At 69.1% G+C, this 11,604-nt stretch carries 7 protein-coding genes; 5 read left to right on the top strand and 2 right to left on the bottom strand.

What is annotated here, in order from left to right; translation table 11 throughout:
* Positions 1 to 55: 55 nt before the first annotated feature.
* Entirely contained in the window at positions 56 to 1,678 is a 1,623-nt protein-coding gene (locus tag ACFWF2_RS19565) for a PucR family transcriptional regulator (RefSeq protein WP_379308848.1), read from the bottom strand.
* Between the two features lie 135 nt (positions 1,679 to 1,813).
* Between ACFWF2_RS19565 and pruA the strand changes: the two genes are divergently transcribed.
* The 4 genes from pruA (at position 1,814) to ACFWF2_RS19545 (ending at position 6,645) form a co-directional block, all read left to right on the top strand.
* The gene (pruA, locus tag ACFWF2_RS19560) at positions 1,814 to 3,466 is read left to right on the top strand and encodes an L-glutamate gamma-semialdehyde dehydrogenase (RefSeq protein ID WP_379308847.1); all 1,653 of its coding nucleotides are present in this window, start codon (positions 1,814 to 1,816) and stop codon (positions 3,464 to 3,466) included.
* A complete protein-coding gene (locus ACFWF2_RS19555) occupies positions 3,466 to 4,428 on the top strand; it encodes a proline dehydrogenase family protein (RefSeq protein ID WP_379308846.1) in 963 nt (320 codons plus the stop codon). Before pruA ends, ACFWF2_RS19555 begins: the two co-directional genes overlap by 1 nt.
* A gap of 128 nt (positions 4,429 to 4,556) precedes the next feature.
* On the top strand, positions 4,557 to 5,984 hold the full coding sequence (locus ACFWF2_RS19550) for an amino acid permease (protein WP_379308845.1): 1,428 nt from the start codon (positions 4,557 to 4,559) through the stop codon (positions 5,982 to 5,984).
* Positions 5,985 to 6,018: 34 nt separating this feature from the next.
* Positions 6,019 to 6,645 (top strand): TetR/AcrR family transcriptional regulator, encoded by a 627-nt coding sequence (locus tag ACFWF2_RS19545; RefSeq protein ID WP_379308844.1) that lies wholly within the window; start codon positions 6,019 to 6,021, stop codon positions 6,643 to 6,645.
* Here ACFWF2_RS19545 and ACFWF2_RS19540 read toward each other — a convergent pair.
* Complete coding sequence (locus ACFWF2_RS19540; RefSeq protein WP_379308843.1) at positions 6,628 to 8,694, bottom strand: AMP-binding protein; 2,067 nt, start codon at positions 8,692 to 8,694, stop codon at positions 6,628 to 6,630. The two genes, ACFWF2_RS19545 and ACFWF2_RS19540, sit on opposite strands and share 18 nt — an antisense overlap.
* Positions 8,695 to 9,007: 313 nt before the next feature.
* Between ACFWF2_RS19540 and ACFWF2_RS19535 the strand changes: the two genes are divergently transcribed.
* Positions 9,008 to 11,581, top strand: a complete 2,574-nt coding sequence (locus ACFWF2_RS19535) for an ATP-dependent Clp protease ATP-binding subunit (protein WP_379308842.1) — start codon at positions 9,008 to 9,010, stop codon at positions 11,579 to 11,581.
* The last annotated feature ends 23 nt before the right edge of the window (positions 11,582 to 11,604 follow it).

Here is an 11,604-nt window from a genome sequence, read left to right as displayed (position 1 = left end):
CCGCGTGGGCGGTGCGACCGGGCGTCGCTATTGCAGCATAACTGCAATAGCTGAGTTACGGCTGAGCAATCGGCACAGCGGCCAGCTGGATCTCCAGGAGCAGCCGATCGGCCGGATCGGTCAGATCGATGCCGAGCACCGCCTCCACCCGGCGCAACCGATATCGCAGCGTATTCGGATGCACACGCAGGGCGGATGCCGCCGCGCTCACCTCGCCGTGCGCCCGCAGGTACGCCTGCGCTGAAACGCGCAGCTCGGCGGAATGGACACGGTCGTAGTCGTCGAGTGCGGCCAGGCGCGGATCGTGCAGGTGCGGTCGGTCGCGGATGAGTTCGAGGATCTCGGCCAGCAGGACCGCGGTCCGCGCTTCGGCCAGCGTGCTCACCCTGCTCCCCGCCGATGCGGCGGCCGGGCTGTCCAGGACGCGGTCGACCTCGGCGCGGGCGCCGGCGACCGCGGTCAGCCCGGCCACGGGTGCGGCGATCGCGGCCCGCACCACCAGACCTCGCGCCTGCTCCAGTTGCGCGACAAGACGACGTACCCAGGAGCCGACGCTGCGTTCGGAGTGGTACGACGGCAGCAGGATATAGACCCGGTCGCCGATCGCCTCGGTCACCGAATCGTCCCGGAAAGCGCTGGCGTGCAATCGGATCAGGCCGCTCGATGCCGCCAGCTCGGCGACGGACCCGATCGCCGCGATGCCGATCACCGCGGCCGGACCGGTGGTGGGCAGGTTCAGCGCGGCCGCCACCGACGGCACGTCGACCCCGTCGCCGTGCGCGCCGAACAGCCTGCGCACCAGCAGTGCCTCGGTCGACGGCGCGTCCAGGCCGCGGGCGATGATCCGCGCGGCGACAGCCGAGGCGCCGCGCAGCACCTGCGCCGCGTCGGGTCGCAGCGGCTGATCGCCCTGCTGCAGCCAGATGGTGCCGAGCATGCGCGCGGGTGTGCCGCGCCGGATGCCGACCACGAGGCGGCGGCGGATATCGAGTTCGGGATGTTCGGGCACGTCGACGACCTCGTCGCCGGCCCGCACCCGGTCGAAAACGCCCCACTCGCGCAGGATCCGCAGATAGTCGCCAGGGCCCTGCCTGCCGAGGATGGACCGGATGCGCAGCTGGTCGGCGGAGCCGTCGGAGGCGGAGTAGGCGAGGACATGCGACTGCGGGTCCTCGATGGACACCATTCCGCCGGTCTCTCTGGCGACCACCTGTGCCAAGCCGAACAGGTCGGTGTCGGGGGCAAGCAGGTCGTGTTCGTCGGCGGCGGCACGCTGGCCGGGCGAGCGGGCCAGCATCCGGCGCACCAGCGGGAACACCTGATCCCAGCGGGCCTGCCGATGCAGGTGCACCAGCGCGATGCCGGCGGCGGCGGCCACGGCGCGCACCGCGGGCGAGTCGTTGGCGCTCTTGGTCATCAGCACGCGGGGCCGCCGGCCGGGATCGCGGGAGGCAACCTCGCGCAGCCACCGCTCGGTGGCGCCGGCGTCGACTCCGACGAGCAGATACACCTCCGGCAGCGGGCCCTCGGTCTCGAGGTGCTCGGGCAGATCGGCGGGCTCGGCGAGAGCGACCGAGCGGACCGGCACCGACTCTCCCGCCGGTGCGTCGACGAGAGTGGCGACGGTGTGGTCGAGCGCGGCGAGCAGTTCGCCGAGCGTGGTGGCCCCGTCCGGCATCGCGCACCTCCGATTCTTTGGCTGATCAGACAGAGACCGGGATGGTTCTTCATCCGATCAGACGATTATGACCGCCGCGCGTCGGTGTTGACTACGTCACATCCCGCACCACACCACGACGCAGGAGCCGCCTTCATGGACGCCATCGCGACCACTCCGCCGCCGGTCAACGAACCGGTCGGCACCTTCGCCCCGGGAACTCCGGAGCGCGCACGCCTGCAGACCGCGCTCACCGACCTGTCCGCGACACCCACCGAGATCCACCACGTGATCGGCGGCCGCCACCTGCGTGGCGACGGTCCGCGCTTCGACGTGGTCCAGCCGCACCGGCACGCCGCCGTGCTCGGCACCCTGCACAATGCGCGCGCCGCCGAAGCCACCGCCGCGGTCGAGGCCGCCACGGCCGCCGCCCCGGCCTGGCGGGCGATGTCGTTCGACGATCGGGCCGCGATCTTCCTGCGGGCCGCCGACCTGCTCGCCGGTCCGTGGCGGGAGAAGCTGTCGGCCGCGACGATGCTCGGTCAGTCCAAGTCCGCGTATCAGGCCGAGATCGACGCGCCCTGCGAGCTCGTCGATTTCTGGCGGTTCAATGTCTCCTTCGCACGCCAGATTCTTGCCGAGCAGCCGATTTCGGCGCCCGGCGTGTGGAACCGGATGCAGTACCGATCGCTGGAGGGGTTCGTCTACGCGGTCACGCCGTTCAACTTCACCGCCATCGCGGGCAATCTGCCCACCGCGCCCGCGCTGATGGGCAACACGGTGGTGTGGAAGCCGGCCAGAACCCAGGCCGTGGCCGCCTACCTGACCATGCGACTGCTCGAGGCCGCCGGTCTGCCGCCAGGGGTGATCAACCTGGTGCACGGACCGGGACCGGAGATCTCGGATGCCGTGCTCGCCGATCCACGGCTGGCCGGGGTCCACTTCACCGGATCGACCGCGACCTTCCAGCACCTGTGGCGCGAGGTGGCGCAGCGGCTCGACCGGTATCGCACCTATCCGCGGCTGGTCGGCGAGACCGGCGGCAAGGACTTCGTGCTCGCGCATCCTTCGGCGGATCCGGCGGTGCTCACCACCGCGCTGCTGCGCGGCGCGTTCGACTATCAGGGGCAGAAGTGCTCGGCCGCCTCGCGCGCGTTCGTCCCGCGCTCGGTGTGGGCGGCGATGTCGGAGGACCTGATCGAGCAGACCTCGGCGCTGCGCTACGGCGATGTCACCGATTTCGCGAATTTCGGTGGGGCACTGATCGATCGGCGCGCGTTCGACCGCAATTTCGCGGCACTGGAGCGGGCCAAGGCCACACCGGGACTGACCGTGGTCGCGGGCGGTCATGCCGACGACAGCGTCGGCTGGTTCGTCGAACCGACCGTCGTCGTCGGTGACGATCCCGCCGACGAGATCTTCCACACCGAGTACTTCGGCCCGATCCTGGCGGTGCACGTCTACGACGACAGCACGTCGGCCGGTTTCACCGATGCCATGGACCTGGTCGACCGCGGCAGCGCCTACGGCCTGACCGGCTCGATCATCGCCGAGGACCGAGCCGCGATCACCGCGGCGACCGAGCGGCTCACCTTCGCCGCGGGCAACTTCTACATCAACGACAAACCGTCCGGCGCGGTCGTCGGCCAGCAGCCCTTCGGCGGCGGACGCGCGTCGGGCACCAACGACAAGGCCGGCTCGGCGCAGAACCTGGTGCGCTGGACCTCGGCTCGCACCATCAAGGAGACCTTCACCCCGCCGACCGACCACCGCTATCCGCACCAGGCGCCCGAGAGCGAGGCCCGCTGATGTCGGCACTGTTGCGCTCGACCATGCTCGCCGCCGCCCGCTCGCCGCGGCTGGAACGGACCATCACCCGGCTGCCGGTCAGCCGGGATGTGGTGGCCCGCTTCGTCGCGGGCACCACCGAGGACGACGCGGTGCGGGCGACCGAAACCCTGCTGCGCTCCGGCCGTTTCGTCAGCATCGACTATCTCGGCGAAGACACCACCGACCTGGCCGGCGCGCAAGCCACCGTCGAGCACTACCGCGCGCTCATCGCCGCGCTCGGCCGACTCCCCCAGGCCGATGTCGCGGCGGGAGCTGTTCGGCCACTGGAGGTTTCGGTCAAACTCTCGGCGCTGGGCCAGGCACTGCCGCGCGACGGGCACGCGATCGCCCGCGAGCACGCGCACCAGATCTGCACCGCCGCCGAGGCCGCGGGCATCTGGGTCACCGTCGACGCCGAGAACCACACCACCACCGACTCGACCCTGGCCATCGTGCGCGATCTGCGCGCCGACTTTCCCTGGCTGGGCGCGGTGCTGCAGGCCTATCTGCGCCGCACCGAGGACGACTGCCGGGCGCTGGCGGGCCCTGGGTCGCGAATCCGGTTGTGCAAGGGCGCCTACGACGAACCCGAGTCGGTGGCCTTCCGTGACCGGGCCGAGGTCGACGCGTCGTATCTGCGCTGCCTGGCGATCCTGACCGCGGGCTCGGGCTATCCGATGATCGCCTCGCACGACCCGGCGGTGATCGCGGCGGCCGGGGTCGCGGTGCAGTCGGCGCAGCGCAAAACCGAGGAATACGAGTACCAGATGCTCTACGGCATCCGCGCCGACGAACAGCAGCGACTCGCCGACGCGGGCAACCATGTTCGCGTGTACGTCCCCTACGGTGACCAGTGGTACGGGTATTTCATGCGCAGACTGGCCGAACGGCCTGCCAATCTCGGGTTCTTCCTGCGCGCGCTCGCCAGCGGGCGCGGGTAACGACCGGCTATCCATTCAGGCTCTACGGCTGAACAATATTCACTCTCGGCGCCCACGGTCGCGGCGTGGCGGTGTACTCGGGTCCGTGCATCGCGATGTGGCGGTGTGCGCCGACGGAAGGAACGCGAATGTCTTTCGCAGAGTTGCGCGCCCAGATGCTGCGTCGCAAACCCCTCGTCGAGGTCGAGGACGAGATTCCGAGCGACGAGCGGCTCGCCAAATCACTCGGCCTGTGGCAGCTCACCGCCATCGGCGTCGGCGGCATCATCGGTGCGGGCATCTTCACCCTGGCCGGGTCGGTCGCCCATTCGGTGACCGGGCCCGCCGTGCTGATCTCGTTCCTGATCGCCGGTGTGGCCAGCGCGGCGGCGGCGCTGTGTTACGCCGAGTTCGCCGGCATGGTGCCCAAGGCGGGCTCGGCCTACACCTACGGCTACGTCTCGCTCGGTGAGCTGGCGGGCTGGTTCATCGGCTGGGATCTGCTGCTGGAATACATCGCGGTCGCGGCGGTGGTCGCCATCGGCGTGTCCGGATACTTCGGGTTCCTGCTCGACCAGATCGGGCTGACCCTGCCGGAATGGATGCTCGGCGCGCCGGACACCGGCGACGGGCGGGTCGTCGATCTGTTCGCGGTGCTGTTCTGCCTCGGCACCGCGTGGGTGCTCTCGCGCGGGATCGACAGTGTCGGCCGGTTCGAGACGGTCGCGGTCGGGATCAAGGTCGCCCTGGTGGTGCTCATCGTGGTGCTCGGGGTGTTCCACATCGACAGCGCCAACTACGACCCGTACTTCCCGTTCGGCGTCGGCGCGGTGTGGACGGGTGCGGCGACAGTGTTCTTCGCGGTGTTCGGCTACGACGCGATGAGTACCGCGGCCGAGGAATCGATCGACGGGCGCAAGCACCTGCCCAAGGCGATCATCTACTCGCTGGCCATCGCGATGGTGCTCTACGTGCTGGCCACGCTGGTGCTCACCGGCATGCAGAAGTACACCGAGATCAGCCCGACCAGCGGCTTCTCCACCGCGTTCGAGTCGGTCGGGATGCCGGGCGTCGCCAATATCATCGCCATCGGCGCCATCGTCGGCATCGTCACCGTGGTGCTCACCTTCATGCTCGGCGTCACCAGGGTGTGGTTCGCGATGAGCCGCGACGGGCTGCTGCCGCAGTGGTTCGCCAAGACCCACCCGACCCGCAAGGTGCCGACCAGGGTGACCTGGATCGTCGGTGTCGGCGCGGCGATCCTGGCCGGCGTACTGCCGATCAACACCGTCGCCGAACTCACCAATATCGGCATCCTGATGGCCTTCATCGTGGTGTGCGTGGCGGTGATCGTGTTGCGGCGTACCAGGCCCGACGCGCCACGCTCGTTCCGGCTGCCGTTCATGCCGGTCATCCCGCTGATCGGCATCGGGTTCTCGGCCTACCTGATCTACTCGCTGCCGTGGGAGACGTGGTTGCGGTTCCTGGCCTGGCTGGTCGTGGGTCTGGTCGTCTACTTCGGCTACTCACGCACGCATTCGGTGATGAACCGAACGGCGGCGCAGCCGAGCGAGTAGGCAGGCGACGGGCGGTCTGTGCTGTGATGGGCCGATGAGGTCTGGGCACGAGGTCGAAGCGGCGGACGAGCCAGGGGCGCGTCCGCCGCGGCGGCGCCGCGATCCGGCGAAGACGCGCGAAGCCATCATCGTCGGACTGCTCGCCGCGATCACCGAGGGCGATTTCGCGCCGACGACCCGTGAGATCGCTGCTCGGGCAGGTACTTCCGAGCGCAGCATCTTCGTGCACTTCGCCGACCGCGATGCCCTGCTCGCCGCCGCGACCGAGTATCAGTCCGCCACGGTGGAGGCGTGCCTGGTCAGCCCCGATCCCGGCCTGGCACTCGCCGAACGGATCGCGATCGCGGTGCGGCAGAGCGGCGCGATCTTCGAGCTCCAGCGCACCCCGCGCCTGCCCGGTCTGCAGGAGTCGAGGTCGGTCGCCGCGATCGACGCGCGCATGCGCCGCACCGACGAACGCATCCGCGCCGTCCTCGCCGCGCTGTTCGCCCCCGAACTCACCCGGCCCGACGGCACCCTCGACGACGAGTTGCTCGACCTGATCGACGGCACACTCGCCTGGCCGATGCACCACCATCTGCAGGACCGGCGCGGGCTGTCCGGCGACCAGGCCTCCGCGGCGATCGAGCGGGCGTTGCGGCTGCTACTCGCTCAGCGCTGACTCCGGTCGCACCAGCACCCGCTTGAGGATCTTGCCGGTTTCCCCGCGCGGCAGCGCGTTGAGGAACGTCACATCGCGCGGGACCGAGAAGCGGCTGAGCCGGTTGCGGATGTAGGTGCGCACCATGTCCGAATCCAGGCCCGCCCCTTCGCGTTTCACCACGAACGCGGCCAGCCGCTGACCGAATTCCCGGTCGGGGACGCCGACGACGGCGACCTCGGTGATCTGCGGCAGGTTCGCCAGGGCTTCCTCGACGGGTCGAGGGAAGACGTTCTCGCCGCCGGAGATGATCATCTCGTCGTCGCGGCCCGCCACGAACAACCGGCCCGCGGCGTCGAGATAGCCGAGGTCGCCGGTGTCGAGCATGCCGTCGGCCTCCTCCGGCGGGGCCGCGTTGACGTAGCCGTCGAAGAGCATGTGATTGGCGACGAAGATGTGCCCGGTCGCGCCGACCGGCACCGGACGCAGGTCGGGGCCGAGCACCGCGACGCGGGTGCCCAGCGGCGGACGGCCCGCGGTGGTCGGCGAGACCCGCAGGTCGGCGGGGGTGGCGACGCTGGCCCAGGAGACCTCGGTCGAGCCGTACACGTTGTAGAGCACGTCACCGAAGGTATCGAGGAAGCGCAGCACGGTGGCTCCGGCCAGTGGGGCGCCGCAGCTGACGACGTGCCGCAGGCTCGACAGGTCGAAGCTCGCGCGCACGTCACCCGGCACGTCGAGCAGGCGTTCGACCATGGTCGGGACCACGATCAAGGTGGTGATCCGGTGCTGGGCGATCGCCCGCAGGCAGTCGAGGGCGTCGAAGCCGTCGGTGAGCACCACGGTGGCACGCAGCGCGGTGCTCAGCTGCAATCCGGCCAGGCCCCAGGTGTGGAACAGCGGCGCCGGGATCAGCATGACCTCTTCGACCCGCAGCGGAATCCGCGAGAGCAGCGCGGCGATCGTGCCGAAACCCTTGGCGTGCGGACGGCGGGCACCCTTGGGCGAACCGCTGGTCCCCGAGGTGAGCACGATCAGCCTGCCGGGATGCGCGGGCACCGGAAAGTCGTTGCTTCCCAAGGCGATCAGGCCGTCGACCGTCGTGCGATCCGGGTCCGGCGGCAGGTCGTCGGTGGTGTATCGCGGAACGTCGCTGTGCAGGTAGCGGATCAGCGTTTCCAGCGGCCCGTCGACGAAGACCGCGCTGAGCCGGTGCCGCTGCACGATCTCCTCGATCCGCCGCCCGGACAGTCCGGCATTGAGCAGCGCCACGTCGACGCTGAGTTTGCCCGCGGCGACCATGGTCTCGACCATGCCCGCGTGATTGCGCGACAGCAGGCCGATGGCGTCACCCGCGCGCAGACCCAGCGCGTGCATCGCCCCCGCCAGCGCGGTGGACCTGGTGTCGACCTCGGCGAACGTGCGGGTGCCCCGCCGGTCGATCAGCGCGAGCCGATCCGGCGCGTGCGCCGCGCCCGCGGCATACCCGCCCGCCAGATTGAAGCCCCACTTCGACAGGGAGCGAAGCTGTTTCACCATCGAGATGGGTTCGGGCCGCATCAGCCCGGTGGCCGCGATGCTGCGTGCCACCCCGGCATTGCGCCGGATCATCGAGCGTTCGGCGTTGACCACCACCGAGGATCTGGTGCCCGCGATGACGTCGGCGGTGCGGCGCAGACCCGCCTTCACCCAGTCGGTGACCGTGGAGTTGCCGCGTTCACCGAGCAGCGGGTGCACCCTGGCCGCGGCGAACAGGGTGATGTCGAGCCGCGTGCGCCGCTCGTCGCCGCGCAACCGGACCGAGGCGAAGCTGCCCAGGGCCGGGCTGCGCAATTCGAAACTCTCGTACCAGCGCCCGATCACGAGAACGAACTCGTGCGTCTCGATCCCCGCGGCGGCCGACCCGACGCGCACCTGCCACACCACCGACCCGTCGGGTCGCTCGACCCGTTCGCAACTGCCGATGCCGGTGAACATCCGCGGATAGCTCTGCGGATCCAGCAGCACATCCCACAGTGATTGACGCGCGATCGTGAAATCCGCGGTGACATCGATGACGTCGTTGACCAAACTCCGTGCTCTTCCCGTCGGCCTGTTCGACCAGCTCGGTCGGCGGGCAAATATGGGCGCCGCGGCCGATACCGTGGCGCGGGTCGTCACGCTACCCGTCCGTGCCGCTCCTCGATCAAGAATCAGACAAAACCGGTGGTTTGGGACCGCTTCGGCCGGACTTTGGTTTGCGCGCCACACCTCACGACGTTGCAGATGTGAAACTCCCCAATCGCTTGCACCCCACCCGGGGATGCCGAAGTATTGCTGGCAGTACCGACCCGATCTGCATGAGTCGCCGCGAGAGCGGCGCGACGAGCGAAGAGGTGTGGACATGACAGCGAGCTGGCCAGGTAGTTCGATGAACTCTTTCGATGACATCTTCCAGCGATTCTTCGGCTCAGGAATGTCGGCGAAGCCACCCGTGCAACGCATCGACCTGGGCAGACTCATGACCGACAACGCCAAGTTGCTGATCGGCTCGGCCCGCGAGGCCGCCCAGGAGTGGGGCAATCCCGAGATCACGCCCGAGCATCTGCTCTACGCCGCCACCGAATCCGAACCGGGCCGCAGCATCGTGGCCGAGCTCAGCCTCGACCCCGACCAGGTTGCCGAGCAGATGCAGGAATACCTCGACACCGGTTCGCCCAGCGAAGACGACCTCGCCGACATCACCCTCAGCCCAGGCACCAAGCTGGCGCTGCGCGCCGCCCAACGGCAGGCCGCGCAGTCCGGCAGCAGCTACATCGGCCCCGAGCACGTCCTGCTCGGTATCGCCTCGCTCCCCGACTCCGTGGCGGCCCAGACGCTGATGGCAGGCATCGCCGCCACCCAGAGCGGCAACACGTCCGGCCCCGCGACCACCGGCGCCCCTGCCAAGCGCCGCCAGCAGACCGACACCCCCACCCTGGACGAATACGGCCGCGATCTCACCGCGGAGGCCCGCGAAGGGCTCGTCGACCCGGTCGTCGGGCGGGCGGAGGAGATCGAGCAGACGATCGAGATCCTGTCGCGGCGGCGCAAGAACAATCCCGTGCTGATCGGTGACCCCGGTGTCGGCAAGACGGCGATCGTGGAGGGGCTGGCGCAGCGGATCGTCAACAACGACGTGCCCTCCACCCTCGCCGACCGCCGCGTCATCGCGCTCGACGTCGGCACGCTGGTCGCGGGCAGCAAGTACCGCGGCGAGTTCGAGGAGCGGCTGACCAAGATCCTCGACGAGGTCCGCGCGCACAAGGACGAACTGATCCTCTTCATCGACGAACTGCACACCATCGTCGGCGCCGGTGGCGGCGGCGAGGGCTCGATGGACGCGGGCAACCTGCTCAAGCCCGCGCTCGCCCGCGGTGAACTGCATGTCGTCGGCGCGACCACGATCGACGAGTACCGCAAATACATCGAGAAGGACGCCGCGCTGGAGCGCCGGTTCCAGCCGGTGATGGTGTCGGAGCCCTCGGTGGAGGACACCATCGAGATCCTGCGCGGTCTGGCCGATGTCTACGAGGAGCACCATCAGGTGCGCTACTCCGACGAGGCGCTGATCGCGGCGGCCCAGCTCTCCGATCGCTACATCACCGATCGGTTCATGCCCGACAAGGCGATCGATCTGATCGACCAGGCCGGTGCCAGAGTGCGGCTGCGTTCGGGCACGCCCGATGCGGAGGCGAGGGCCAAGGACGAGGAGATCGCGCGGCTGTACCGGGAGAAGGACGCCGCGGTCGACAACGAGGACTACGAGAAGGCCACCGCGATCAAGGCCGATATCGCGGACAAAGAGGAAGAGCTCGAGGAATCCGGCGTGCGGGCAGGCGAGCCCGAGGTCGGGGTCGTCGACATCGCCGAGGTGATCTCCCGGCAGACCGGTATCCCCGTCGCGGATCTCACCGCCGAGGAGAAGCAGCGCCTGCTCGAGCTCGAGGACGTACTGCACAAGCGGGTGATCGGGCAGGACGAGGCGATCGTCGCGGTCGCCGAGGCGGTGCGCCGCGCCAGGGCCGGACTCAAGGATCCGAACCGGCCGATCGGGTCGTTCCTGTTCCTCGGACCGACCGGTGTCGGCAAGACCGAACTCGCGAAAGCGTTGGCCGAGGCCGTCTTCGGCGACGAGGACCGGCTCATCCGCTTCGACATGAGCGAGTTCCAGGAGAAGCACACGGTTTCCCGCCTCGTCGGCGCTCCGCCCGGATATGTCGGCTACGACGACGCGGCGCAGCTCACCGACAAGGTGCGCAGGCAGCCGTACTCGGTGATCCTGTTCGACGAGGTCGAGAAGGCGCATCCGGATGTGTTCAACGTGCTGTTGCAGTTGCTCGACGACGGCCGGGTCACCGATTCCAAGGGCCGCACCGTCGATTTCAAGAACACGATCGTCATCATGACCTCCAACATCGGCTCGGACCTGATCTTGAAGGCCCCGGAGGGCGATCTGGATGCGATCACGCCGCAGCTGATGGAACGGCTGCAGCAGCATTTCCGGCCGGAGTTCCTCAACCGCATCGACGAGACGGTGGTGTTCCACCGGCTCGACAAGTCGCAGCTGGAACGGATCGTGAACCTGATCCTGGACAAGACCCGGCGCATGCTCGCCGCCCAGGACATCGAGCTCGACATCAGTGAGTCGGCGGTGGATTGGCTGGGCGATCGGGGTTTCCAGCCCGAGTTCGGCGCCCGGCCGTTGCGCCGCACGGTGCAGAAGGAACTCGACAACCGGATCTCGCGGCTGCTGCTCGACGGCGGTCTGGAACCGGGAGCGACGGTGAAAGTCGACACCGCGGACGACGATCTGGTCGTCACCGCGGTCGCACCGACCGGTGGCGCCGGTACCAATGGCGCCGAACCGAAGTCGCACTCGAAGAAGAAGTCGGCGAAGAAGGGCGAGGACAAGAAGCTCGCCTCGTCGAAGAAGTAGGCACCGACGGCGGTGGCCCGGTC

Source organism: Nocardia sp. NPDC060259, assembly GCF_042728775.1.
GTDB lineage: Bacteria > Actinomycetota > Actinomycetes > Mycobacteriales > Mycobacteriaceae > Nocardia.
This window is presented reverse-complemented; position numbering and strand designations above follow the sequence as displayed.

Coding starts and splice junctions, on each gene's coding strand:
- ACFWF2_RS19535 (WP_379308842.1), top strand. CDS start 9,008: ATGACAGCGAGCTGGCCAGGTAGTTCGATGAACTCTTTCGATGACATC.
- ACFWF2_RS19555 (WP_379308846.1), top strand. CDS start 3,466: ATGTCGGCACTGTTGCGCTCGACCATGCTCGCCGCCGCCCGCTCGCCG.
- ACFWF2_RS19545 (WP_379308844.1), top strand. CDS start 6,019: ATGAGGTCTGGGCACGAGGTCGAAGCGGCGGACGAGCCAGGGGCGCGT.
- pruA (WP_379308847.1), top strand. CDS start 1,814: ATGGACGCCATCGCGACCACTCCGCCGCCGGTCAACGAACCGGTCGGC.
- ACFWF2_RS19550 (WP_379308845.1), top strand. CDS start 4,557: ATGTCTTTCGCAGAGTTGCGCGCCCAGATGCTGCGTCGCAAACCCCTC.
- ACFWF2_RS19565 (WP_379308848.1), bottom strand. CDS start 1,678: ATGCCGGACGGGGCCACCACGCTCGGCGAACTGCTCGCCGCGCTCGAC.